21 protein-coding genes are annotated in these 24,425 nt (G+C 64.2%); 13 read left to right on the top strand and 8 right to left on the bottom strand.

Features of this window, described 5'->3' with window-relative positions; all coding sequences use genetic code 11:
* Window positions 1-94 precede the first annotated feature (94 nt).
* The 10 genes from J6595_RS10390 (at window position 95) to J6595_RS10345 (ending at window position 11,274) form a co-directional block, all read left to right on the top strand.
* Window positions 95-2,137: an extracellular solute-binding protein gene (locus tag J6595_RS10390; RefSeq protein ID WP_245197997.1), complete on the top strand. Its 2,043-nt coding sequence runs from the start codon at window positions 95-97 to the stop codon at window positions 2,135-2,137.
* Window positions 2,137-4,014 (top strand): extracellular solute-binding protein, encoded by a 1,878-nt coding sequence (locus J6595_RS10385; RefSeq protein WP_209594398.1) that lies wholly within the window; start codon window positions 2,137-2,139, stop codon window positions 4,012-4,014. Before J6595_RS10390 ends, J6595_RS10385 begins: the two co-directional genes overlap by 1 nt.
* Window positions 4,015-4,188: 174 nt before the next feature.
* The gene (locus J6595_RS10380) at window positions 4,189-5,316 is read left to right on the top strand and encodes a microcin C ABC transporter permease YejB (protein ID WP_209594396.1); all 1,128 of its coding nucleotides are present in this window, start codon (window positions 4,189-4,191) and stop codon (window positions 5,314-5,316) included.
* Window positions 5,317-5,659: 343 nt separating this feature from the next.
* Entirely contained in the window at window positions 5,660-6,889 is a 1,230-nt protein-coding gene (locus tag J6595_RS10375; protein ID WP_209594531.1) for an ABC transporter permease, read from the top strand.
* Between the two features lie 15 nt (window positions 6,890-6,904).
* Window positions 6,905-7,147, top strand: a complete 243-nt coding sequence (locus tag J6595_RS10370) for a hypothetical protein (RefSeq protein WP_209594394.1) — start codon at window positions 6,905-6,907, stop codon at window positions 7,145-7,147.
* Window positions 7,144-7,575 carry a type II toxin-antitoxin system VapC family toxin gene (locus tag J6595_RS10365; protein ID WP_209594393.1) on the top strand — a complete coding sequence of 144 codons (432 nt, stop codon included), beginning with the start codon at window positions 7,144-7,146 and terminating at the stop codon, window positions 7,573-7,575. Before J6595_RS10370 ends, J6595_RS10365 begins: the two co-directional genes overlap by 4 nt.
* A 124-nt stretch (window positions 7,576-7,699) precedes the next feature.
* Window positions 7,700-9,331: an ABC transporter ATP-binding protein gene (locus tag J6595_RS10360; protein WP_209594529.1), complete on the top strand. Its 1,632-nt coding sequence runs from the start codon at window positions 7,700-7,702 to the stop codon at window positions 9,329-9,331.
* Entirely contained in the window at window positions 9,328-9,990 is a 663-nt protein-coding gene (locus tag J6595_RS10355) for an NUDIX domain-containing protein (protein WP_209594392.1), read from the top strand. Before J6595_RS10360 ends, J6595_RS10355 begins: the two co-directional genes overlap by 4 nt.
* Window positions 9,987-10,928, top strand: coding sequence for a 2-hydroxyacid dehydrogenase (locus J6595_RS10350; protein WP_209594391.1), 942 nt, complete (start codon window positions 9,987-9,989; stop codon window positions 10,926-10,928). Before J6595_RS10355 ends, J6595_RS10350 begins: the two co-directional genes overlap by 4 nt.
* 178 nt (window positions 10,929-11,106) lie before the next feature.
* Window positions 11,107-11,274, top strand: a complete 168-nt coding sequence (locus tag J6595_RS10345; protein ID WP_209594390.1) for a hypothetical protein — start codon at window positions 11,107-11,109, stop codon at window positions 11,272-11,274.
* Window positions 11,275-11,301: 27 nt separating this feature from the next.
* Here J6595_RS10345 and J6595_RS10340 read toward each other — a convergent pair whose 3' ends face one another.
* Together J6595_RS10340 and typA are read right to left on the bottom strand one after the other, a co-directional pair.
* On the bottom strand, window positions 11,302-11,754 hold the full coding sequence (locus J6595_RS10340; RefSeq protein WP_209594389.1) for a MarR family winged helix-turn-helix transcriptional regulator: 453 nt from the start codon (window positions 11,752-11,754) through the stop codon (window positions 11,302-11,304).
* 248 nt (window positions 11,755-12,002) lie between these two features.
* Entirely contained in the window at window positions 12,003-13,829 is a 1,827-nt protein-coding gene (typA, locus tag J6595_RS10335) for a translational GTPase TypA (RefSeq protein ID WP_209594388.1), read from the bottom strand.
* Window positions 13,830-14,053: 224 nt separating this feature from the next.
* On the opposite strand from typA, the gene J6595_RS10330 reads away from it, so the two are divergent.
* Window positions 14,054-14,569: a DUF1344 domain-containing protein gene (locus J6595_RS10330; RefSeq protein ID WP_209594387.1), complete on the top strand. Its 516-nt coding sequence runs from the start codon at window positions 14,054-14,056 to the stop codon at window positions 14,567-14,569.
* Window positions 14,570-14,751: 182 nt separating this feature from the next.
* Here the strand turns inward: J6595_RS10330 and J6595_RS10325 are convergent, their stop codons facing one another.
* From J6595_RS10325 to J6595_RS10310, 4 genes are all read right to left on the bottom strand, one after another.
* Complete coding sequence (locus tag J6595_RS10325; protein WP_209594386.1) at window positions 14,752-16,311, bottom strand: alkaline phosphatase D family protein; 1,560 nt, start codon at window positions 16,309-16,311, stop codon at window positions 14,752-14,754.
* Window positions 16,312-16,678: 367 nt separating this feature from the next.
* Window positions 16,679-17,287, bottom strand: coding sequence for a hypothetical protein (locus J6595_RS10320; protein WP_209594385.1), 609 nt, complete (start codon window positions 17,285-17,287; stop codon window positions 16,679-16,681).
* Between the two features lie 44 nt (window positions 17,288-17,331).
* Entirely contained in the window at window positions 17,332-19,542 is a 2,211-nt protein-coding gene (locus tag J6595_RS10315) for a primosomal protein N' (RefSeq protein ID WP_209594384.1), read from the bottom strand.
* A gap of 76 nt (window positions 19,543-19,618) precedes the next feature.
* Window positions 19,619-19,951 (bottom strand): DUF2218 domain-containing protein, encoded by a 333-nt coding sequence (locus J6595_RS10310; protein ID WP_209594383.1) that lies wholly within the window; start codon window positions 19,949-19,951, stop codon window positions 19,619-19,621.
* Window positions 19,952-20,248: 297 nt separating this feature from the next.
* Here J6595_RS10310 and fsa point away from each other — a divergent pair, with 297 nt between their 5' ends.
* Entirely contained in the window at window positions 20,249-20,902 is a 654-nt protein-coding gene (gene fsa / locus J6595_RS10305; RefSeq protein ID WP_209594382.1) for a fructose-6-phosphate aldolase, read from the top strand.
* A gap of 662 nt (window positions 20,903-21,564) precedes the next feature.
* Here the strand turns inward: fsa and J6595_RS10300 are convergent.
* The gene (locus tag J6595_RS10300; RefSeq protein ID WP_245197995.1) at window positions 21,565-22,887 is read right to left on the bottom strand and encodes a cation:proton antiporter; all 1,323 of its coding nucleotides are present in this window, start codon (window positions 22,885-22,887) and stop codon (window positions 21,565-21,567) included.
* A gap of 127 nt (window positions 22,888-23,014) precedes the next feature.
* Window positions 23,015-23,524 carry a DNA starvation/stationary phase protection protein Dps gene (gene dps, locus J6595_RS10295; RefSeq protein ID WP_209594381.1) on the bottom strand — a complete coding sequence of 170 codons (510 nt, stop codon included), beginning with the start codon at window positions 23,522-23,524 and terminating at the stop codon, window positions 23,015-23,017.
* Window positions 23,525-23,736: 212 nt separating this feature from the next.
* On the opposite strand from dps, the gene J6595_RS10290 reads away from it, so the two are divergent.
* On the top strand, window positions 23,737-24,411 hold the full coding sequence (locus tag J6595_RS10290) for an SDR family oxidoreductase (RefSeq protein ID WP_245197992.1): 675 nt from the start codon (window positions 23,737-23,739) through the stop codon (window positions 24,409-24,411).
* The last annotated feature ends 14 nt before the right edge of the window (window positions 24,412-24,425 follow it).

Raw genomic sequence — 24,425 nt, 5'->3', positions numbered from 1 at the left:
GGCCTTCTGACTTGGCAAGGCCTCCCGAAGACCGCCATAAAGCTGTGGTCAAACCGCTGTTCGACAAACGGAATGCCCCTACGGAGACTTGCCCTTGCCGATCCCGACACGCGCCGCCCAGCTCCTCGCGACCTCCTGCCTGTCCATCGCGTTGTCCTTTTCGCAGGTGCATGCTCAGGAGAAAGGGGCCGGCGCCAGCGTCGAGACGACGGCCCCTGCGGAAGCGGAAACCTCTTCGCCGGGCGCGGTTTCGCCGGCCCCCGCAAAGAGCGGCGCGGCAAGCGATCAGACGGCAGCGAGCCAGGCTGCGGCCAAGACAGGTTCTGCCGATCTTTCGACCGCCGGCGAATGGCAGACCTCGATGACACTGGCCGAGCCGTCGAAATACCCGCCGGATTTCAAGCACTATGACTACGTCAACCCGGATGCGCCGAAGGGCGGCACGCTGGATCAGGTCGCGATCGGCTCCTATGACAGCTTCAACCCCTTCGTCGTGCGCGGCACGCCGGCGGCGGGGCTCGCCAATTTCGGCGGCGGCCTCCTCTACGACACGCTGATGGAGCAATCGACGGACGAGCCGTCGGTGACCTACGCGATGATCGCGGAGGCCGTGCGCTTTCCCGAAGACGACTCCTTCGTCACTTTCCGGCTCAACCCGAATGCGCGCTTCCACGACGGCGAGCCGATCACTGTCGAGGACGTGATCTGGAGCTTCAAGACGCTGAAATCCCTGCATCCGCAGTGGGCGACCTACTACAAGAACGTGGTCAAGGCCGAGAAGACCGGCGAGCGCGAGGTGACCTTCACCTTCGACCAGACCGGCAACCGCGAATTGCCGCACATCATGGGCGATCTCACAGTCCTGCCGAAGCACTGGTGGGAAGGCACGGGCCCCGACGGCAAGAAGCGGGACATCTCGCAGCCGACCATGGAGCCGCCGCTCGGCTCCGGCCCCTACGAGATCGGCAAATTCGTCACCGGCCAGTCGATCGAATGGGACCGGGTGAAGGACTATTGGGCCGCCGACATCGCGCCTCACAAGGGCCGCTACAACTACGACAGAATCGACTACACCTATCTGCGCGACACCAATGCCGCCTGGGAGGCCTTCAAGAAAGGCGGCCTCGACGACTACCGGATCGAGAACAGCTCGCGCCGCTGGGCGCAGGAATACAACTTCCCCGCCTTCGAGAAGGGCGAAGTCAAGAAGGCGACGATCCCCGACCATCAGGTCGAGTCGATGCAGGCCTATGTCCTCAACAACCGGTTGCCGAAATTCCAGGACCGCCGGGTGCGCGAGGCGCTGACGCTGGCCTACAATTTCGAGGACATGAACAAGTCGCTGTTCTTCGGCCTTTACGAGCGCATGTCGAGCTATTTCGACAACAGCGAGCTTGCCTCGCGCGGCCTGCCGAGCGAGCGGGAGCTGAAGTTCCTCGAGCCGCTGAAGAATGAGATCCCGCCGGAGGTCTTCACCCAGGAATTCAAGCTGCCGGTCTATACCGACAACCGTTCGGTCCGCGACAATCTGAGAAAGGCGCTCGATCTGTTCAAGCAGGCAGGCTACGAACTGAAGGGCACGAAGCTCGTCGACGCCAAGTCCGGCCGGCAGTTCTCGATCGAGATGCTCGGCAACGATCCCACCGACGCCCGCACGCTCCAGCCCTATGCCGACAGTCTGAAACGCCTCGGCATCGATGCGACCATCCGGATCGTCGACACGAACCAGTATATCGAGCGGCTGACGAATTTCGACTTCGAGTTGGTCGGCATGAAATACTATCCGCAGTCGATGTCGCCCGGCAACGAACAGCGGGACTTCTGGTCGAGTGGGGCAGCCGATTCGCCCGGCAGCCGCAACTATGCCGGCATCAAGAACCCGGCGATCGACGCGCTGATCAACGACATCGTCTACGCCAAAGACCGCGACGATCTCGTCGCCGCGACGCGGGCGCTCGATCGGGTGATGCTGTGGGAGTATTACGTCGTCCCGCAATGGTACAAGCCGGAAATGTGGCTGGCCTATTGGGACAAGTTCGGCATGAGCGGCAAGCGCCCGGGCTACTCGACCATCGACCCCTTCGCCTGGTGGGTGAAGTCTGCCGAGACCACCCCGCAGAAGGACGCGGCGAACTGATGGGGACGACGTTCCGCTTCACCCGTCGCGGTTTCGGCCAGCTGACGCTCGGGGCGGTTGCGGCCGCCGCCCTGCCCCGTCGAGGCTTCGCCACGGTTGCCACCGAAACGCCGCTGCATGGCCTGTCGGCCTTCGGTGACCTGAAATACCCCACGGATTACAGCCATTTCGACTATGCAAGCCCGCAGGCACCGGCCGGTGGCCAATTCAACATGGCCGTCTCGTCCTGGATGCTGAATCAATCCCCGTTCACCTTCGACACGCTGAACACCTTCGTCCTGCGCGGCAACGCCCCGCCCCGGATCGAGAGCCTCTACGATGCGCTGGTGACGTCGTCTCTCGACGAGCCCGACTCGATCTACTGTGCGCTCGCCGAAACCGTCACCGTGTCCAGCGACAAGCGCAGCTTCACTTTCCGGCTTCGGCCGGAGGCGCGGTTTTCGACCGGCGCGCCGGTGACGGCCGAGGACGTCGCCTTCACCTATGAGGCGATCAAGGCCGACGGGCATCCAAGCCTGCAGGTGACGCTTCGCGAACTCGACGAAATCGTCACCGTCGATCCGGCGACCGTGCGCCTGACATTCTCCGAGCGGCAAAGCTATCAGGACGCGCTCTCGGCGCTCGGCATGCCGATCCTTCCAAAAGCCTTTTTCGGCGACAGGAAACTCACCGACGTCAGCAACGAGGTGATCCCGGGCAGCGGCGGGTTCCGCATCGGCCGCTTCGACTACGGCCGCTTCATCGAATACGAAAAGCGCGAGGACTACTGGGCGAAAGACATGCCCTTCAATCGGGGCCTCGACCATTTCCAGACGCTCAGGATCGACTTCTTCCGCGATCGCCAGCCGGCGCTGGAAGCCTTCAAGAAGGGCCTGATCACCTTTCGCGAGGAGTTCACCACCAAGGACTGGGCGACCGAATACGACTTTCCGGCGGTCCAGCGCGGCGCCGTGGTCAAGCACGAATTCCCGGACGAGAAGCTACCGAGCTTCCAGTGCTGGGCGCTCAACCAGCGGCGTGAGCAATTCACCGACAGCCGGGTTCGCCATGCCATCAACATGTGCTTCGATTTCGAATGGGCGAACGCCAATCTCCTGTTCGGATTGCGCATCCATTCCAATTCGCCGTTCCAGGGGTCGGAATTCGTTGCGACCGGAGCGCCATCGGATGCGGAACTTCAGCTTCTTAAGCCCCTGAAAGGCGCCATTCCCGACCAGGTGTTCGGCGAGGTCTGGACCCAGCCCGTGAGCGATGCGTCGGGTCTCGACCGCAAGATCCTGCGCGAGGCGACCCGCCTCTTCGGCGAGGCCGGCTGGAAGCAGAGCGGCGGCAAAATGACCAATGCCGACGGCGAGGTCTTCAGGATCGAGTACCTGACCACCGGCCAGGAGCAGGTCCGTGTCTATTCGCGGTTCTTCGATACCTTGCGCAAGATCGGCCTTAACGCCTCCATCCGCCTCGTCGACGCGGCGCAATATCAGGAACGGGTCAACCGCTTCGACTACGACATGATCCTCGCCGCCTTCTCGCTCGGCGCGACGCCGACGAAGGAGAGCCTGGCCTTGTTCTTCGGCTCGAACTCCAGGGACAGGCCGGGAAGCTACAACTTTCCGGGCATGGCCAGCGAAGCCGTCGATACACTGATCGACAAGGCTGGCGCGGCACAGAGCCGTGCTGACCTTGTCACGGCGATGCGCGCTCTCGATCGGGTTCTGCGCTGGCGGCTCGACTGGCTGCCCAACATCAACACCGACGTTCGCCGCGCCGCCTATTGGAACATGTTCGGCTTCAAGGAGCCAAAACCCGACTATGGCTGGCCGGTCGAACGGCTGTGGTGGTTCGAAGAGGCCAAGGCGAAAGCGATCGGCAAGGCCTGAGCAAGGCTCTCTCGAAAGGGTGTGCCGCAGACGGCCGCCGCAAGTCGTGGCCGCCCTGACGAAAGCCCTTTTGCGCCCCGCCGCGCTTTTGGTTAACAACGGCAAAGACTGGCGAATTTTGCGTCGCGGCCCTCGAAGGGCCGAACGACGCCAACCGGAGACGCAAAACCCCATATGGGCGCCTACATCATCCGCCGGCTGCTCCTGATGATCCCGACGATCCTCGGGATCATGGCCATCTCCTTCCTCGTCGTGCAGTTTGCGCCCGGCGGCCCGGTCGAACAGGTCGTCGCCGGCCTGCGCGGCGAAGCCGGCGGTGCCGCCGACCGCGTCTCCGGGACGAGCTCGGATTTCGGCTCTTCGTCCGGCGCCGAGGATTCCGGCTATCGCGGCGCTCAAGGCCTCGATCCGGAATTCATCAAGAAGCTCGAAAAACAGTTCGGCTTCGACAAGCCGCCGCTCGAACGCTTCGGCCTGATGATCTGGAACTATGCCCGCTTCGACTTCGGCGAGAGCTATTTCCGCTCGATCAGCGTCTGGGATCTGATCCTCGAAAAGATGCCGGTGTCGATCTCGCTCGGCCTGTGGATCACGCTGATCTCCTACGCCATCTCGATCCCGCTCGGCATCCGCAAGGCGCTGAAGGACGGCTCGACCTTCGATGTCTGGACCTCGGGCATCGTCATCGTCGCCTATGCGATCCCCGGCTTCATCTTCGCCATCCTTTTGATGGTGCTGTTTGCCGGCGGCTCGTTCCTCGACTGGTTCCCGCTGCGCGGCCTCCTGTCCGACGGCATCAGCGGCGCCTGGTGCGCGCCCTGGTCGGACAACTTCGCGCCGGCCGCCTGCGTCACGCGCACGATCCCGGACTATTTCTGGCACCTCACCCTGCCGCTCACGGCGCTCGTCCTCTCGGCCTTCGCCACGACGACGCTTTTGACCAAGAACTCCTTCCTCGACGAGATCGGCAAGCAATATGTGACCACCGCCCGGGCCAAGGGTCTGAACGAGCGGCAGGTGCTCTACGGCCATGTCTTCCGCAATGCGATGCTGATCATCATCGCCGGCTTTCCCGGCGCCTTCATCTCCGCCTTCTTCACCGGCTCGCTCCTGATCGAGACGATCTTCTCCCTCGACGGGCTCGGCTATCTCGGCTTCGATTCCATCTACAAGCGCGACTATCCCGTGGTCTTCGCCACCCTCTACATCTTCTCGCTGATCGGCCTCGTCACGACGCTGATCTCGGACCTCATGTACACCTGGGTCGATCCGCGCATCGACTTCGAAAAGCGGGAGGTGTGACGATGAGAGTTCACGGTCCCGACGGCTTTTCGTTTTCCGTCCGCAACCCGCGCTGCCACCGATCGGATTGGGCGCTCCCGGCCTTTCTCGATTGGCATTCGGGCGGCGCAGGACGATCCGCAAACGCCAAAACGGCGTCATTCTCGGGCCGCGTCCCGAGAATCCAGGGCAGCGTCCCGACGGTTGAAACCGGCCTTTCTCTGTCCACCGACCGCTCCTCGCTTCGACGCCGCAACTGGATCCTCGGGACGGAGCCCGAGGATGACGCCGCGCCGGTGCGTGGCGCCCCTCTTTCAGAGCGGCAAGGCCCCTCTGAGCCCTCCATGACGGGAGGCCGATGACCATGGACGACGCCCTGAGAGACCGGACGAAGGAACAGCGCGAGGGCGAACTGCCGGACGACCGCGCCGCCGACATCGCCCGCGAGCAGACGGCGGGCATCGCCCAGTCGGCCCCGGAGAGCGAGTTCACCAAACGGCCGAAGATCTCACCGATCAACCAGCGCCGCTGGCAGAACTTCAAGGCCAACAAGCGTGGCTACTGGTCGCTGTGGATCTTCGGCATCCTCTTCGTGATCACCCTGTTCGCCGAATTCGTCGCCAACGACCGGCCGATCCTCGTCGAATACAAGGGCGAGTTCTACTATCCGATCTTCGTCGACTATCCCGAAGAGGTGTTCGGCGGTTTCCTGCCGACGACCGACTATCGCGACCCGGTGAACCAGGAAGAGATCAACGCCCATGGCTGGATGATCTGGCCGCCAATCCGCTATTCCTACGACACCAAGAACCTCGAACCGCCGACGCCGGCCCCCTCGCCGCCTTTCTGGACGCTGACGAAAGAAGAGCGCTGCCAAGGTTATCCTCAGGGCGTCGACGATCCGGGTTGCACGATCGGCAACATGAACTGGCTCGGCACCGACGATCAGGTGCGCGACGTTCTCGCCCGAGTGATCTATGGTTTCAGAATATCGGTGCTGTTCGGCCTGATCCTGACGATCGGCTCGGCGCTCATCGGCGTCAGCGCCGGCGCGATTCAGGGCTATTTCGGCGGCTGGGTGGATCTGTTCTTCCAGCGCTTCATCGAGATCTGGTCGTCGATCCCGGTGCTGTATCTCCTGCTGATCATCGCGGCCATCCTGCCACCGGGCTTCTGGGTGCTGCTCGGAATCATGATGCTGTTCTCCTGGGTCGCCTTCGTCGGCGTGGTCCGGGCCGAGTTCCTGCGCGCCCGCAACTTCGAATATGTCAATGCGGCCAGGGCACTCGGCGTCGGCGACTGGACGATCATGCGCCGCCACCTCCTGCCCAACGCCATGGTCGCGACGCTGACCTTCTTGCCCTTTATCCTGTCCGGCTCGATCACCACCTTGACAGCGCTCGACTTTCTCGGTCTCGGCCTGCCTCCCGGCTCGCCGTCGCTCGGCGAACTGCTCGCCCAGGGCAAGAACAACCTGCAGGCGCCCTGGCTCGGATTTTCCGGCTTCCTCGTCCTCGCCCTGATGCTATCCTTGCTCGTGTTCATCGGCGAAGCGGTGCGCGACGCCTTCGACCCGAGGAAGAGCTTCGGGTGAGAGGAAGAAAGTTCAATGGGCAAGATCGATCGGACAGTCGAGCACTATCCCGCCAGCCGCCTGCCTGCCGACTTGAGGGGGAACACCAAGCCGGACGCGCTCGTCACGGTGACGCTCGTCGAGGAACCCGTCGATGCCGAGCCGGCCGAAGCCTTGCCCAAATATCTGCGCTATTGGGGCATCGCGGCGCACAAGGATACCGGCGTAGCTGAAGCCGTCACCCGCATACGCAAGCTGCGGGACGAATGGGACTTATGACGCGGCCGGCGATCTATCTGGACACCAACGTCGTCATCCGACTGATGGAATACCGCGATGACGAAGTCCGGTCGTTGCTGGCCGATCTGCATGAGCGACAAGGCGTCGTGGTCACAAGCGAACTTACTTTGGCTGAAGCACTCGTCTTCCCAATTAAGGATGACGATCAATCGATGATCTCGCACTACGAGTCGTTTTTGACCACAAGTGACGGCGTCGTCGTCGTTCCGGTCACACGTGCAATCTTGCGAAAGAGCGCGGAGATTCGTGCGGACTTCGGGAGCCGAACGCCCGACTCGATCCATGTCGCGACCGCGCTGGAGGCGGAATGCCATTTCTTCCTCACGTCCGATCGACGCATCCGGACGCCCGAACCGTTGACGATACTGGAAATCGGCCAGAGCTCGGATTGGACCGGACTCGAATGATTGCGCATCACCGCCACAAGCATCGCCAGATCTTGTCGGCTCAAATCGTGAGCCGGATGATCTCGATGCAGAACAGCCGAAGGATGACAACCTCTTGAGCAAACATAAGGCCGCCTCTGCCGCATTGTCGTCCTCGCCCCTCCTCTCCGTCGAAAATCTCTCCGTCGCCTTTCAGCAAGGCGGCAAGACGACGCTCGCCGTCGACGGCGTCTCCTTCTCGATCGCCAAGGGCGAGACGCTGGCTCTCGTCGGCGAATCCGGCTCGGGCAAGTCGGTCTCGGCCTTGTCGATCCTGAAGCTCTTGCCCTATCCGGCGGCGAGCCATCCGGGCGGCGCGGTCTATTTCGACGGCGAGAACCTCATCGACGACGACCAGCGAGACCTGCGCAAGGTGCGCGGCAACCGCATCTCGATGATCTTCCAGGAGCCGATGTCCTCCCTCAATCCGCTCCATACCATCGAGAAGCAGGTGGGCGAGGTTCTGAAGCTGCATCGCGGCTTCTCCGACAAGGCAGCCCGAGCGCGCACCCTCGAACTCCTGGCCAAGGTCGGCATCCGCAACGCCGAGGAGCGGCTCGGCGCCTATCCGCACCAGCTTTCGGGCGGCCAGCGCCAGCGCGTGATGATCGCCATGGCGCTCGCCAACGATCCCGACCTCCTGATCGCCGACGAACCGACGACCGCTCTCGACGTCACGGTCCAGGCGCAGATCCTCGAGCTCCTGAAGGCGCTGCAGGCCGAGCGCGGCATGGCGATGCTGTTCATCACCCATGATCTCGGCATCGTCCGGCGCATCGCCGATCGGGTCTGCGTGATGTATCGGGGCAAGATCGTCGAGGAAGGGCCGACCGGCCGGATCTTCGAGACCCCCCAGCACGACTATACGAAACACCTTTTGGCGGCCGAACCGAAGGGCAGGCCACCCGCCGCCAACGCCAATTCGCCCGTCGTCATGGAAGCCAAGGACATCAAGGTCTGGTTCCCGATCAAGACCGGCCTGATGCGCCGAACGACCGGCCACGTGAAGGCCGTCGACGGCATCGACCTGACGCTGCGCGCCGGCCAGACCGTCGGCGTCGTCGGAGAATCGGGTTCCGGCAAGACCACCCTCGGCCTGGCGCTCTCGCGGATGATCTCCTCCAGAGGCGAGATTTGCTTCGACGGCGAGCGGATCGACAATCGTTCCTTCAAGGCGATGCGGCCACTGCGCGAGAAGATGCAGGTCGTCTTTCAGGACCCCTATGGCTCGCTCTCACCGCGCATGTCGATCGCCGACATCATCGCCGAGGGGCTGTTGATCCACGAAAAACGGCTTTCCGCCGCCGAGCGCGACGAGCGGGTCGTCGGCGTCCTGCGCGAGGTCGGGCTCGATCCGGCCGCCCGCTTCCGGTTTCCGCACGAATTTTCCGGCGGTCAGCGCCAGCGCGTCGCCATCGCCCGGGCCATGGTGCTCAATCCGCGCTTCGTCATGCTGGACGAGCCCACCTCGGCGCTCGACATGAGCGTTCAGGCGCAGGTCGTCGACCTCCTGCGCGACCTCCAGAAGCGCCACGACCTCGCCTATCTGTTCATTTCCCACGATCTCAAGGTCGTGCGGGCTCTGGCCAACGAGGTGATCGTCATGCGAAACGGTCAGGTGGTCGAGCGGGGGCCTGCCGAGGACATCTTCGATCGGCCGCAGACCGACTACACCAAGGCACTGATGGCGGCGGCCTTCGACATTTCGGCCGCACCGACAGGAGTGGTTTCCGAATGAGCGGACATTACCGCGACCAGCTGCACGATCAGCCGCTCGGCTTCGAGATCGTTCAGGACAGCCTGATCCATCAAGGCTTCCGCGATCTCAGGAAGCTGACGATCGAGCATGAATCCCTCGATGGCAGCGGCCGCATCGGGCCGATGGAGCGCGAATATCTCGCCACCGGTCCCGTCGCCGTGATCGTTCCCTATGATCCCGCGCGCGACGCCATCGTCGTGATCCGGCAGTTCCGGCTGGCAGCGGCCCTCGACACGGCGAACGCCGCGGCGGTGGAGCTTCCCGCCGGCATGGTCGATCCGGGCGAGAACATCGCCGAGGCCGCAGCCCGGGAACTGGAGGAAGAGACCGGCCTTCCGGCCCTCGCCATCGAGCGCTGCTTCGCGATGCTGCCCTCTCCGGGCCTTTCCGACGAACACGCCCACATCTTCCTCGCCATCGTCGATGCCGGACAGCTCGGACAGAGCGCCGGCAAGGACGAGGAAGACGAGGACATTCGGCCGATCCTCGCCCCGGTCGACGAGCTGATCGCCGCGGTCGACGATGGCCGCGTCCAGAACGGCTATCTCATCACCTGCACCCATTGGTTCGCCCGCAAGGGACGCGCCCGTGCCAAGGCCCTTCAGGGCACATTGTTCGACAGTGAAGACAACGCATGACCATTCTCCTCTCCGTCACCGGATTCGATCCCTCGCGCTGGTGGCAGGCCCTGCATGACGCCGCGCCCGAGCGGCGGATCGTCCTCGATCCGGCCGATGCCGGCGACGAGGCGATCGACTACGCCGTCGTCTGGAAACAGCCGCCGGGGCTGCTGGCCACCCTGCCCCATCTCAAGGCGATCTTCTCCATCGGCGCCGGTGTCGACCACATCCTCGCCGATCGCCAGCTGCCCGACGTTCCGATCGCGCGGATCGTCGCCGACGACCTCAAGGAGCGGATGAGCGAATACGTCCTTTGGCGCGTGCTGGATCACTTCCGCCGTGGCAGCTCCTATCGCAAGCAGCAGGCGCAGAGGATCTGGCACGAGCGCATGCAGCCCGGCGCCCGCGAGATCACGGTCGGAATCATGGGCCTCGGCGCTCTCGGCATCGACGCGGCGAAAAAGCTTCGCGTCATGGGTTTCGACGTCGCCGGTTGGAGCCGGAGCGTCAAGACCGTCTCAGGTGTGAAGACCTATGCTGGCGCCGATGGCCTCGGCGATTTCCTCGCCGTGAGCGACATCATCGTCGTGCTCCTGCCGCTGACGGACGACACCCGCGGCATCATCGGAAGAGACCTGCTCGCCCGGCTGAAGCGCGACACCCCGCTCGGCGGTCCGGTGCTGATCAATGCCGGGCGCGGCGCCCTTCAGGACGAAGCCGCAATCCTCGCGGCCCTCGACGACGGGCGGCTGATGGAAGCCTCGCTCGACGTCTTCACGGTCGAGCCGCTGCCAGCCGAATCACGCCTGTGGTCGCATCCGAAGGTCTTCGTCACCCCGCACGCCGCGGCGCTCTCCGATCCGGACGCCCTGGCTCCGATCATCATCCGTCAGATCGGGGCCCATGAACGCGGCGAGACCTTGCAGAACGTCGTCGATCGGCAGGCGGGCTACTGAAAGCCATCGGCCCGTTCGCCGGAAACCTTCGCACTCCGCGTTCGTTAAGAGGATGATCGGGAAAGCTGAAAACCGGTTTTCCCGACGAGACCCTGCGAAGACGAAGAGCTGGAGCCGGTTGCGATCGAACATGATCTCATGCTGCTCTGGCGCGAACACAGAGACGACGAGGTGTGCCATGGCCGACGACAAACAGCGGGAAATCGAAAGAGACGAGAAACACCAGGACCAGGCCGAGATCGACCGGACGCGCCACGAGGAAGCTGAACTCGACGAGGCACTCGACGAGAGCTTTCCAGCGTCCGACCCAATCACGCCCTCGCGGATCGACGGGCCGAACAACTGACGCCGCAACGCCCGGTGCGCCTCGCGTTCAATCGATCACTTCCGGCTCTGCCGTCATATGGACCGCCAGAGCGGCGAGGTCGTCACGCAACCGGTGATGCGCATCCGGATCGAGCCCCGTTCGACAGAGGACGGCGTGCTGCGCTTTGCTGGCCGCCGCTTCCAGCGCACTGCCTTGCTCGGTCAGGGCAATATGGACGACCCGGCGGTCCCTGCGATCGCGGAGCCGCCTGATGAAACCCGCGTCTTCCAGGCGGTCTAGCAGCGGGCTGACGGCATTGGCCGAAAGCTGCAGCCGCTCTGCGATCGAGCGCGATGTCGACCGCCTGTCCTGCCACAGCACCATCATGACGAGATATTGCGGATAGGTGAGTTGGATCTCGGCAAGCAAGGGCCGATATGCGCGCGTCACCGCGTTGGTAGCGGCATAAAGAGCAAAACAGATTTGCTCATCGAGCCGCAGAGTCTTCTCGTAGGCCATCTCGTGCGTCCCTTCACGCGCGATCAATCTACAAACCGCGATATCATCACGTCATAGCGCTTCTGCCAAACGGGCAAAACAGCGCATATGACGTCCCTGGCACGATCATTCGTACAGCAACAGTCATGGAAACGGCAAACCCCCGGCAGGCCTGCGAGCCAGCCGGGGGTTACTCAAAAAAACATTGCGCCGTACGTCGTCATGGACGCACGCGCCGTCAAAGATCTCGACGACCTCGACCAGCCTGGTCAGGCGGCCTTGCGGCTCTTCTCGAAGCGCTTTCTCTCATGCGGATCGAGATAGAGCTTGCGCAGACGGATGGTCTTCGGCGTCACCTCGACGAGTTCGTCGTCCTGGATCCAGGACAGCGCCCGGTCGAGCGTCATGCGGATCGGCGGGGTCAGCTTGACTGCTTCGTCCTTGCCGGACGCGCGCATGTTGGTCAGCTTCTTGCCCTTCAGAACGTTGACCTCGAGATCGTTCTCGCGGGTGTGGATGCCGATGATCATGCCGGCATAGACCTTGACGCCGGCATCGATGACCATCGGGCCGCGATCTTCCAGGTTGAACATCGCATAGGCGACGCTCTCGCCGTCTTCCGAGGAGATGAGAACGCCGTTGTTGCGGCCCGCCAGCTCGCCCTTGAAGGGCTGATAGGAATGGAACAGGCGGTTCATGATCGCCGTGCCACGGGTGTCGGTCAAAAGCTCCGACTGATAGCCGATGAGGCCGCGGGTCGGCGCATGGAAGACGAGGCGCTGGCGATCGCCGCCGGAGGGGCGCAGCTCCTTCATCTCGGCCTTGCGCTCGGACATCTTCTGCACGACGACGCCGGCATGCTCCTCGTCGACGTCGATCACGACCTCTTCGATCGGCTCGAGCGTCTCGCCGTTCTCGCCTTCCTGCATGACGACGCGCGGGCGCGAAATGCCGAGCTCGAAGCCCTCGCGGCGCATGGTCTCGATGAGGACGGCGAGCTGCAACTCACCCCGGCCCGAAACGTAGAAGCTGTCCTTGTCGGCGGCTTCCTCGATCTTCAGGGCGACGTTGCCCTCGGCCTCCTTGAGGAGACGATCGCGGATGACGCGGCTCGTCACCTTGTCGCCCTCGGTGCCGGCGAGCGGCGAATCGTTGACGATGAAGGACATCGTCACCGTCGGCGGATCGATCGGCTGGGCGTGCAGCGGCTCGGACACCTGCGGGTCGCAGAAGGTGTCGGCGACGGTGCCCTTGGAAAGCCCGGCAATGGCGACGATGTCACCGGCTTCGGCATAGTCGAGCGGCACGCGTTCGAGACCGCGGAAGGCGAGAATCTTGGAGATGCGGCCCGATTCCAGCTGCTTGCCTTCTCGGTCGAGAACCTTGACCGCCTGGTTCGGCTTGATCGAGCCGGCCTGGATGCGCCCGGTGATCAGCCGGCCGAGGAACGGATTGGCCTCGAGGATGGTGCCGATCATCTTGAACGGCTCGTCCTTGCCGGCGGTGTCCGGCTCCGGCACGTGATCGAGGATGAGGTCGAACAGCGGGGTGAGGCCCTGATCCTGCGGGCCATCGGGCTCGGATGCCATCCAGCCGCCACGGCCCGAGCCGTAGAGAACCGGGAAGTCGAGCTGCTCTTCGGTCGCGTCGAGGGCGACGAAGAGATCGAAGATCTCGTCGAGCACTTCCAGATGGCGCTCGTCGTGGCGGTCGATCTTGTTGATCGCGACGATCGGCTTCAGTCCGACCTTCAGCGCCTTGCCGAGGACGAACTTGGTCTGCGGCATCGGACCTTCCGATGCATCGACGAGGATGACCGCGCCATCGACCATGTTGAGGATACGCTCCACCTCGCCGCCGAAATCGGCGTGGCCGGGCGTATCGACGATGTTGATGCGGGTGTCGTTCCACTCCACCGACGTCGCCTTGGCGAGAATGGTGATCCCGCGCTCTTTTTCGAGGTCGTTGGAATCCATCGCCCGTTCTTCCTGGCGCTGGTTGTCGCGGAAGGTGCCGGACTGGGCGAGCAGCTTATCGACGAGGGTGGTCTTGCCGTGGTCGACGTGGGCGATGATCGCAATGTTGCGAAGCTTCATGGGTCTATCCGGTTCAGGCGCGCCAAAAGCCCCCACCGGACGGGAGGGGGCGCGCAATTCGTAGCGATCGAGGTTGTAGCGATCGGGGCTCGCGCCAGTCATTACACGATTTTTCGCATCTGCGAAAGGTCACCCGCAATGACAGGGCGCGACGCGCTTACGCATGCGCGCAATTCAATCAATTGCGGAGGTTTTGCGGCCCGCAAAGATTATTTCTTGTTCATTTGCGCGAGTTTCAGCAGCGGCATAGCTTCCACCTCGAAGCCGGGAAACGCCGGCAGCACCCGCCAGACGGGGCTGCGACACGACGTGACCTGACGGCTTCTATCCGCCGGAACGGCGCGGTTTACTCTCCGCGCGTCCGCCATGACGAGGATGCGCAGATGCGTAGTCTCACCCTTCCCCTCACCCTCGCCACCAGCCTGCTGATCGGCACATCGGCTTTCGCCGCGTCGCCGACCATGTCGGGCAGCTCCACGGCGAACGACGCGATGTCGACGAGCGCAACGTCTCATAAAATGGCGACGAAACACGCCACGGTCGCCAAGACCCATGTGGCGTCGGGCAAGATCCGGTCGATCGATGCGAAGGCCAACACGCTGACGCTGACAAACGGCAAGAAGTTTCTGCTTCCCGCCGACTTCACGAAGTCTTCGGTCAAGACGGGCGAGCATGTGCGCATCAGCTATATGATGGCCGGCAAGCACATGTCGGCGACGGCCGTCAAAGCCGTCGACTGAAACCCTTCTGTCCGCGGCGGCTCGTGAGGGCAGCGGACAGGAAACGCGAAGCGGCAAGTCTCTCCTGCTTGCCGTCTTTTCGCCCCGCCGCGCAAGGATCTCCCCTCGCTCCTGCAGTGGCACACCGGACCGGAGCATCCAGCTCCGGTCCGTTTCTATCGTCTTCTATCGTCTCCCCGTCCTCAGCCGTTGCGAACCGGGTCGAGAGTCGTTTTCCAGAGCTCCCGGTCGTCGGTATCCATCAGCCGGACCGTCAGCTGTTCGGTGTCCCCATCGATGTCGACGAGGCCGAAGAACTGCAGCCCTGCCGACGGCGCCAGATTCGACTCTCCGTTTTCCGGAGCCTTCATGAAGCGGACTTCCGGACCGAAGGTCATATCGAGATCGTTGGGCCCGAAGGTTCCAGCATGGATCGGGCCGGAAACGAACTCCCAGAACGGCTCGAAATCCTGGAAAGCGGCCCGGTCGGGCGAGTAGTGGTGAGCCGCGGTGTAATGAACGTCGGCCGTCAGCCAGACCGTGTTGGTGATCTTGGCCGATTTGATGAAACGCAAGACCTCGGCGAATTCGATCTCGCGACCCTTCGGCACGCCGTTGTCACCGTTGGCGACCGCTTCCCACTTATCGCCATCCGGCACGAGGAGGCCGATCGGCATGTCGGAGGCAATCACCTTCCAAGTCGCATCGGAATCGGCCAAGGCCCGCTTAAGCCAGGCGATCTGCGCGGAGCCCATCATCTGCGCGCCCTCGGACATTTCCGTCTGGAGGTTGTCGCCGTTCGGGCCGCGGTAGCTTCTGAGATCGAGGAAGAAGATATCGAGCATCGGCCCGTAAGAGATCTTCCGATAGATCCGGCCCGGCTCTTCCGGCACGTAGCGGATCGGCGTCATCTCGTGGAATGCGCGGGCGGCCCGGGCGGCCAGAATGTGGATGTTCTTCTCGCTGTAGCGATCGTCGGCCGAAAGATCCTTCGAAGCCGACCAGTTGTTGACGACCTCGTGGTCGTCCCACTGATAGAAGGTCGGCACATTGGCGTAGAGCTCGCGCACATTCCTGTCGAGCATGTTGTATTTCCACTGACCGCGATATTCGTCCAGCGTCTCGGCGACCTTGGTCTTTTCGGGAATGACGAGGTTCTTCCAGACGGTGCCGTCGGGCAGATCGACGGTCTCCTTCAGCGGTCCGTCGGCGTAGATGGTGTCGCCCGAATGCAGGAAGAAGTCCGGCTGATGCTTCGCCATGGTGCCATAGGCCTTCATGCCGCCGCGGTCCTCGTCGATGCCCCACCCCTGGCCGACGGTGTCGCCCGACCAGGCGAACTTGACCGAACGGCGCGAGCCGGGAGCCGTGCGGAAATGGCCGACGATCGGATCGGACACGCCGTTGACGTCGGCAAGGTCGGTCGCCGTGGCGCGCCAGAAGATTTCCTGATCGGACGGCAGACCGTCGATCAGGCGCTTGACGGTGAAGTCCGAGGCGGGTGACGTCGTCAATGCGTGCAGTTTGCGAGCGTTCTTGAAGCTGTCGGTCGTCGCCCACTCGAAGTCGATGCGGGCCGGGCGATCGACCCGGGTCCAGACCATACCAGAGGATGCATCGACGTCGCCGGTCTGGACGCCATGGGTGAATTCGGGACGTGTCGCGGCACGGCTGATATGCGGCATGCCGAGGGACGAGCCGGCGGCCAGGGCGGCCACGCCGCTCTGCGCCAGGAAGCGGCGGCGGGTGAGGGAGAGTAGCATTTTTGAACCTTTCGAATCCGGTATGGACCGGGCGCACATTCGTAAGGTTCGGTGTCAGTCTGTTTTCCGCCGAGTGAAACTTTCAAGACGGCGCACAGGCCTGCGATCCAAGCGGAAATGCGGCTTCCGGGAACGCCCTTAGCAGCCGGTCGCCGCACCGCTCTTGGCGGGCGTGCAGCTTTCCACACAATCTGCGCGGTTTTCAGCGCCCTTGCAGCGGACGCCTTCCAAGCTCCTGCGCGACATTCTCTGAGGCTGCGGAAAGCTGTGCGTCGCGCGATCGGCCTCCCGGCTTCATGTTCGCCGGATCTGCTGGTGCTTCCGAGGCCGATGCAGCAAGGGAAGGCAGCGGGTCAGCGCTGTCGCCTCACTGGCAGCGGCCGCGAACCGGCACTTCCTCTTTCTTGTCGCCCCAGAAAATGGTCATCTTGCCGGAATATTCGGTGTGATCGTCGAGCTGATGCTTGCCGGAAAGGATCAGACCGACGCTGATCCGCGGCTCGCCAGCCGCCCGCCAGTTGGTGACCACCGTGCCTTGCTTGCCAGCCGAGGTCTTGCCTTTTTCCAGCTCACGCACGAGCCCGTTGGCCATGACATAGCCGCGCTCCAGCGGCTGACCGCCGCTTGAATCGTCAGCCACCATGGTCACGAAGACGAACCTGCCATAACCCTCTCTGGCTGCGTCCGGCTGGCCGGGAGCCGGCAGAACTTCGGCCTTTTCACCACCGGCCGCATCGGATCTAACGAAGGTACAGCGGCTGGCGATCGGAGCCCAGTCGAGCTCGCCGAGCGTCAGGCCGCGGGGGGTGAGGCCGGAGGGCGAATCCTGGCTCTGGCCCGGCTTGGCGGCAGCAAAGGGCGACGAATCGAGATTGATGCCGCCCGTACTCGCCTCCTGCGCGCCGGAATGCCCCGCGGCGAGCAGCGCGGCTGCGGCCACGATCGGCGCCCAACGAAATTCTGTTGTTCTCACCATCCTCGATGTCCCTCGAAAACATCGCCCCAACGCCTTTGCATGTCTCACAGAAAGCTCTGTGGGTCCATGTCGATTTGTAACTGGACGGAGCCGCGGGGGCGAGGAGCCTTCGCCAGCGTCTCGCGCAGATAGGCCTGGATGGGCGCGCGCCGGCTCGCCTCGACGAGCAGCCGGAACCGGTGTCGCCCCCTGACGACGGCGAGCGGCGCTTCCGCCGGGCCGAGCATTTCGATCTCCGGCGTCTCGGGCGCCGCGTTGCGGATCTCGCGGGCGTGGCTTTCGGCATCCTTGCGCGTATCCGCCGAGACGATGATCGCGGCAAGCCGGCCGAAGGGCGGCAGGGCGCTGCGTCTCCGCTCGTCGATCTCGCTGTCGTAGAAGCTCTCCGGGTCACTCGCCACCAGCGCCTGCATCACGGGATGCTGCGGCTGGAAGGTCTGGATCAGCCCGCGGCTGGCAAGCCCCGTCCGGCCGGCGCGGCCCGTCACCTGATGCAGCAGCTGGAACGTTCGCTCGGCGGCGCGCGGGTCGCCATTGGCAAGGCCGAGATCGGCGTCGATTGCCCCCACCAGCGTCATCTTGGGAAAGTGATGGCCCTTGGCCACCAGCTGCGTGCCGATGACGATGTCGGCCTCGCCGTCAGCGACGGCTTCGAGTTCCCGCCGCAGTCTTCGCGGCCCGCCGGCAATGTCGGAGGAGAGGACAATGGTGCGCGCCTCAGGAAAATCCTCGACGATCTCCTCGGCGATCCGTTCCACCCCGGGCCCGCAGGCGACGAGATGATCGAGCGTTCCGCATTCCGGACAGGCTTCCGGGCGCGGCGTCGAGAAGCCACAATGGTGACACTGGAGGATGCCGCGCAGCCGGTGATCCACCAGCCAGGTCGAGCAGTTGTGGCACTGGAACCGGTGGCCGCAGACCCGGCAGAGCGTCAGCGGCGCGTAGCCCCGTCGGTTGAGGAAGAGCAGCGCCTGTTCGCCCTTTGCCAGCGTCTTTTTGATCTCGGTCTGAAGCACCGGTGAGACGAAGCGGCCGCGTTGCGGCGGATGCCGGCGCATGTCGACGAGCGAGAGTTCGGGCAGCGCCGCATCGCCGTGCCGCGCCTTCAGCCGGACATGGCTGTAGCGACCGGTGACGGCGTTGACGCGGCTTTCGATCGAGGGCGTCGCCGAGGCGAGGATGACCGGAAAGCCGCCGAGCGACGCCCGGACCACCGCCATGTCGCGGGCATGGTAGAAGGTGCGATCCTCCTGCTTGTAGGCCGGGTCGTGCTCTTCGTCGACGATGACGAGGCCGAGCTCCTTGAAGGGCAGGAACAGCGAGGAACGCGCGCCGGCGACGATCCGCACCCTTCCCTCGGCCACCTGACGCCAGATCGCCTCGCGCTTCTTTGGTGGGACATCCGAATGCCACTCGGCCGGCGGCGCGCCGAAGCGGGCGTGAAACCGGTCGAGGAAGCTCTGGGTGAGCGCGATTTCGGGAAGCAGGATGAGCACCTGCTTGCCGGCGTCGAGCGCTGCCGCGACCGCCTCGAAATAAACCTCCGTCTTGCCGGAGCCGGTCGCCCCTTCGAGGAGCAGCGGCTGGAAGCCCCCCTTCCCGACGGCGGCGACGAGATCGCCCGCCGCTCGGGCCTGATCCTCGCTGAGTGTCGCCCGGCCATAGCTCGTATCGGGCTCCGCGACAGCCGGCGGCGGCGGAAAGCGCACGGTGCGAAACACGCCCTGCTTCAACAGCCCATCGACCACCGAGGTGCTGACACCAGCCGCGTGGGCAAGACCGCTCTTCGACCAGGCCGGCGCGTCCTCAGCGGTGGCGATCACCCGTGCCCTCGCCGAGGTGACGCGGTCCGGCTCCTCCCCCGTCGCCTCGATGCCCTCGATCCAGGCTTGCGGATCGAAGGCGGCCGGCGCGCGCAGCGCCATGCGCACCACGAGCCCCGGCGGCGACAGCGTATAGTCCGCCACCCAGTCGATGAAACGCCGCATCGTCTCGTCCAGCGGCGGGCAGTCGAAGACGTGGGTGATCGGCCGCAGCTTCTTCGCGTCGACGAGGTCCGTCGGCCCGTCCCACACGACGCCCGCGACCTGACGCGGCCCGAGCGGCACCTGGACGATCGCCCCCGGCCGCACGGCCATGCCGTCCGGCACCGTATATGAGTACGGCCTGTCGCTCGGCAGCGGCACGAGCACCGGCACGACGGTCTCGGGAAAGAGCTGGTCGGTGAGGTTCAACGGAACTCCGGCGAAAGCCATTTTCGTCTGCCGGCGACGCGAATCGCCAGCCCATCTTGCCTCAGCCTAACAGCCTGCGAGCGGTCGGGCGCCTTCGTCAGCTCTCTTCGGCCGCTTCCTGCCAGTCGAAGGCGAGCGGCGCCTCCCTGAAGGCGAAGCGATCGAGATGGCGCGAAACGACGCCCTTCAACTGCTCGAGCTGCTGCTCGGCGCCGGCCGTAATGGTGCAATCCAGATGATCGGCATGGGCCGTCAGAAAAAGATGCCCGTCGGCCGGCCAGTCAGCGCCTCTGGCGTCGCGCGGGAAGGTCACGGTCCCCTTTTCGGGCGAGAATTCGACGAAAAGATTGTGGCTCCAGTGCTTGCAGAGCTGCTGGAGATAGCGACTTCCGTTTTCGGTCGGAACGGTCGCGATGGTTCGAAAGGTCATGGCGAAAACACTGCCTTGCCGGGCACCCGCTGAAAGACACAGGGCCAGCCGTAACGACTTCATAGGGGGCGTAGATAAGCAGATGGTGCCGTCGTGCCAACCACCGCGAGGGCGCCAGAGCCGGCCATGCGTCACCGGATCGGCGTGTCCGCCTGCCGAACGCGGCGCAATGTCCTATATGTATGTCAGAACGACCATGCCGGCGACTCGATCCCCGCGATGCCTGTGGCGCCGGCCGCCGCGTTCCTGCTAAGGACGCGGCGAACGCAAACTTGAAGAGCGCGAAGGGAAACTCCCATGAAATTCTTCGTCGACACCGCCGACGTTTCCGAAATCCGCGAGTTGGCGAATGCCGGCCTCCTCGACGGCGTCACCACCAACCCATCGCTGATCAAGAAGGCCGATCGGCCGATGAAGGACATCATCGCCGAGATCTGCGACATCGTCGACGGACCGGTTTCGGCCGAGGTGACGGCCACCGAGGCGAGCGAGATGATCCGCGAGGGCAAGATCCTCGCCGACATCGCCGACAATGTCTGCATCAAGCTGCCCCTGACGATGGACGGCCTCAAGGCCTGCAACGAGCTGACCGGCGAAGGCTTCCTCGTCAACGTCACGCTCTGCTTCTCGGCGGTCCAGGCGCTGCTCGCGGCGAAAGCCGGCGCGACCTTCATCTCGCCCTTCATCGGCCGCCTCGATGACATCAATATCGACGGCATGGAGCTGATCGCCGACATCCGGCGGATCTACGACAATTACGGCTTCGACACCGAGATCCTCGCCGCCTCGATCCGCACGATGAACCACGTCCGTGAAGCCGCCCTCATCGGCGCCGACGTCGCCACCGTGCCGCCCGCGACCCTGAAGGGCCTCGTCAAGCATCCGCTGACCGACAAGGGCCTCGAGCAGTTCCTTGCCGACTGGAAGGCGACCGGCCAGACGATCGCCTGAGCTGGCGCCAAGCGTTCTACGAGAAAGCGCGCGGCGGCTCCACGCCCTCACTTTGAGCTGCTCAACCGGCCGGAATCTGGTTGAGCGTCGAAGGGCGGGGGTATGGCGCAAGACAATGCGGCCGCGCCCGTCCGCAGAACCCCCTCGCCCTTCGAGGCTCGCTCCGCGAGCACCTCAGGATGAGGGGCTTCTGCTTCGCCACCATTGCATCGGCTCATCGCTTATGCGGGCGCAACGCCTGCGTGCCCTCATCCTGAGGTGTTTCTGCTCGGCCACTATCGCATAGGCTTATCGCTCAATTCGGGCGCAACGCCCGAGTGCCCTCATCCTGAGGTGCTCGGCCGGCCAAAGGCCGGTCGAGCCTCGAAGGGCGAGGGCATGGCGCAACCCCAGACGCTCGGCATGGGGGTCCGCGCTTGCGTCGGCCTTCGTTGCGTCGGCACCCCCCTCTGCCTGCCGGCATCTCCCCCACACGGGGGGAGATCTAACCGTCACCCGCACCGCGCCATTCTTCAATACCGTTGAGCAGCTGAAACGTTGACGGAAAGGCGCCGAACCCCAACACCACCGATCTCCCCCTTGTGGGGGAGATGTCCGGCAGGACAGAGGGGGGTGCCTCGACACAGACGCGAACCGGCGGGCACCGATCACACCGCCTCCCCTCAGCCCTTTGAACTCGCCGTCTCACCAGAGGCTGCCGCCGCCACCTCCTCACGCGACGGATCGCCCTCCTCCGGCCGGACGACGCGTTTCACCAGCGTCTCCAGCGTCAGGCCCTGGACGAGCACCGAGAAGATCACCACCGCATAGGTCCCGGTCACGATCAGGTCGCGCTGCGGCCCTTCGGGCAAGGACAGCGCCAGCGCCACCGAGATGCCGCCGCGCACGCCGCCCCAGGTGAGCACCGCGACGATGCCGCGCGAGAAGCGCTCGCGCAGGCGCACGATCTGGAAGGGCAGATAGACGGCGAAGAACCGCGCAGTCAGCACCAGCGGGATCGCCAGCGCCGCAAGTGCTGCCGTCTGCCAGGTGAAATCGACGACGAGGAGTTCGAGCCCGATCAGCATGAACAGGACGGCGTTGAGGATGTCGTCGATCAGCGTCCAGAAGCCGTGCAGATAGCGCTGGGTGAGATCGCTCATCGCATAGGCGACGCCGCGATCGCCGATCAGGAGGCCGGCCACGACGACGGCGATCGGCCCGGACAGGCCCATCTGATGGGCGGCCGCATAGGTGCCCATGACGAGGGCGAGCGAGATCAGGACCTCGACCGGATAATCGTCGATCTTCAGCATCATGCGATAGGCGAGATAGCCGGTGATGCCGCCGAAGATCGCCCCGCCGAAAGCCTCGACGACGAAATGCTGGACCGCGAGGGACACCGTCAGATGCTCGCCCGACGAGCCCGTCGCCACGCCGACGAGGATGGTGAAGACGACGACGCCGACACCGTCGTTGAAGAGCGACTCGCCCGCCATGTCGATCTCGAGCCGCTTCGGCACGCCGGAGATCGTCTTCAGCGTCGCCAGAACGGCGACCGGATCGGTCGGCGAGATCAGCGCGCCGAAGACCAGCGCCCAGGCAAAGTCGACGGGCGCGCCGACTGAGGCCGCGAGGTAGTAGAAGCCGGTGCCGCAGATCGCCGTCGAGATCAGGACCCCGAAGGTCGCCATCAGCCCGACCGAAAGGGCGCGCGATTTCAACGCTTCCCAGTCGACATGCAGGGCGCCGGCAAACAGCAGGAAGCCGAGCATCCCCTCCATCAGCGTTTCGTTGAAGTCGATCCCGGCGACCGTGTCGCGGATCGTCGTCGGAAAGCCGAGGCCCGGAAACGCCCAGGAAAGAGCCATAAGAACGAGCGAGGAGATCAGCGCCAGGATCAACAGCCCGGCATTGCTCGGCAGGCCGAGATGCCGCTTGTTGAAATAGCCGAACAGCGCGGCCAGAACGAGCAGCAGGGCGGCCAGGTCGAACAGGGTCAGCAAGGGCGGCTCCGGTCGGATGATCGTTGGGAGAGAGGGCGCAACGAAAAGGGCGACGCCGCGCGCCGCCCCCGTTGAACATCATGAAATTGCCGGGAAGGCCAGACCGAGTCGGGCCTTCCTTGCACCCTCAGGCCTGAAAATGGCTCTCGAGGAAGTAGATCGACTTGTCGAGACCGCGGCCGACCTCGGTCAGAAGATCCTCGGTCAGGTCGTCGCCGGCCTCGCCGGCTTCCTCGATGCCCTCCTTCACGGCCTTGCTCCAGGTCGCGTAGGAATCGCAGAGCCGCTTCAGATGATCCTCGGACTTGACGAGATCGAGCGGATAGGGATCGAGCACCGAGTTGTCGACCGCCGCCTGCACGGTGCCGTGCGCCTGGCCGCCGAGAGCCGTCAGCCGCTCGGCGATGTCGTCGACATAGCCTTCGACCACTTCGTGCAGATCGTCGAACAGCTCGTGCACGGCAATGAAGTTCATCCCCTTGACGTTCCAATGCGCCTGCTTGGTCTGGTAGGTGATGTCCACCGATGTCGCCAGATGGGTCTGCAGCAGCTCGACCATCGATCCGCGGATGTTTTCGGAAATCGGGTTCTTGGTCGGATGCAGCTTGGTCTTGCCGGACTTGTTGGCCTTGGCCATGAAATACTCCCTTCGAACAATGAGATTGTGTCGAGTGGCCGCGATATGCGGTGCCTCGCGTTTCTGGCCGATAAACCAGCGGATCGATCCGAGGTTCCGAAACGCAGTGTCACCGCAAGGATGCGCCTCGAACCACGCTGGATGATCCCGCAGATGGTTGCGGGCCGGCCCGTCAGCACCAGATGGCCCTCCAACCAACACGGGAGAGACCCATGAAAACCCTGCTCATCACCGGGGCGTCGAGCGGCATCGGAGCTGCCAGCGCCAAACGCGCCGTCGAAGCCGGATACCGCGTCGGGCTCGCCGCGCGGCGCAAGGACAAGCTCGACGGGCTCGTCGCCGAACTCGGCGAGGACAAGGCGCTCGCCGTATCCTGCGACGTCACCGACTATGCCTCGCAGCGGGCGGCCGTGAAGGCGGTCACCGAGCGTTTCGGCGGGCTCGACGCCGTCTTCGCCAATGCCGGCATCGGCACGAAGGGTTCGGGCACGTCCGGCGGCGATCCCGAGCAGTGGCGGCAGATGGTGCTGACCAACGTTCTCGGCGTCATGTACACGGTGAAGGCCGCCCATGAGGCGATCATCGCGGCCAAGGGCCATATCCTAATCACCAGCTCGGGCGCCGGGCGAAAGGTTCTTTCCGGCTCGGTCTACGGCGCGACGAAATGGGCGATGTCCGGATACGGCGCCAATCTGCGCGAGGAAATGCGCGAAAAGGGCGTCAAGGTGACGCTGATCGAGCCGGGCATGGTCGAAACGCCATTCTTCGACGAACCGAAGCCTGGTGCGCTGGAGGCCGACGACATCGCGCGGGCCGTCGTCTACGCGCTGTCACAGCCGGCAAACGTCCTCGCTGGCGAGATCTGGGTGGAGCCGCTGCAGCGCTGAGCGGATCGACCTGC

The sequence above is a fragment of the Jiella mangrovi genome (assembly GCF_017815135.1).
GTDB lineage: Bacteria > Pseudomonadota > Alphaproteobacteria > Rhizobiales > Rhizobiaceae > Jiella > Jiella mangrovi.
The sequence above is the reverse complement of the archived record's forward strand: the minus strand, read 5'-3'. Positions and strand labels throughout refer to the sequence as shown.

Bases quoted from the DNA above. Each gene is read 5' to 3' on its own strand.
- J6595_RS10385 (WP_209594398.1), top strand. From the start codon at position 2,137: ATGGGGACGACGTTCCGCTTCACCCGTCGCGGTTTCGGCCAGCTGACG.
- J6595_RS10380 (WP_209594396.1), top strand. From the start codon at position 4,189: ATGGGCGCCTACATCATCCGCCGGCTGCTCCTGATGATCCCGACGATC.
- J6595_RS10375 (WP_209594531.1), top strand. From the start codon at position 5,660: ATGGACGACGCCCTGAGAGACCGGACGAAGGAACAGCGCGAGGGCGAA.
- J6595_RS10370 (WP_209594394.1), top strand. From the start codon at position 6,905: ATGGGCAAGATCGATCGGACAGTCGAGCACTATCCCGCCAGCCGCCTG.
- J6595_RS10365 (WP_209594393.1), top strand. From the start codon at position 7,144: ATGACGCGGCCGGCGATCTATCTGGACACCAACGTCGTCATCCGACTG.
- J6595_RS10355 (WP_209594392.1), top strand. From the start codon at position 9,328: ATGAGCGGACATTACCGCGACCAGCTGCACGATCAGCCGCTCGGCTTC.
- J6595_RS10350 (WP_209594391.1), top strand. From the start codon at position 9,987: ATGACCATTCTCCTCTCCGTCACCGGATTCGATCCCTCGCGCTGGTGG.
- J6595_RS10345 (WP_209594390.1), top strand. From the start codon at position 11,107: ATGGCCGACGACAAACAGCGGGAAATCGAAAGAGACGAGAAACACCAG.
- J6595_RS10340 (WP_209594389.1), bottom strand. From the start codon at position 11,754: ATGGCCTACGAGAAGACTCTGCGGCTCGATGAGCAAATCTGTTTTGCT.
- typA (WP_209594388.1), bottom strand. From the start codon at position 13,829: ATGAAGCTTCGCAACATTGCGATCATCGCCCACGTCGACCACGGCAAG.
- J6595_RS10325 (WP_209594386.1), bottom strand. From the start codon at position 16,311: ATGCTACTCTCCCTCACCCGCCGCCGCTTCCTGGCGCAGAGCGGCGTG.
- J6595_RS10320 (WP_209594385.1), bottom strand. From the start codon at position 17,287: ATGGTGAGAACAACAGAATTTCGTTGGGCGCCGATCGTGGCCGCAGCC.
- J6595_RS10315 (WP_209594384.1), bottom strand. From the start codon at position 19,542: ATGGCTTTCGCCGGAGTTCCGTTGAACCTCACCGACCAGCTCTTTCCC.
- J6595_RS10310 (WP_209594383.1), bottom strand. From the start codon at position 19,951: ATGACCTTTCGAACCATCGCGACCGTTCCGACCGAAAACGGAAGTCGC.
- fsa (WP_209594382.1), top strand. From the start codon at position 20,249: ATGAAATTCTTCGTCGACACCGCCGACGTTTCCGAAATCCGCGAGTTG.
- dps (WP_209594381.1), bottom strand. From the start codon at position 23,524: ATGGCCAAGGCCAACAAGTCCGGCAAGACCAAGCTGCATCCGACCAAG.
- J6595_RS10290 (WP_245197992.1), top strand. From the start codon at position 23,737: ATGAAAACCCTGCTCATCACCGGGGCGTCGAGCGGCATCGGAGCTGCC.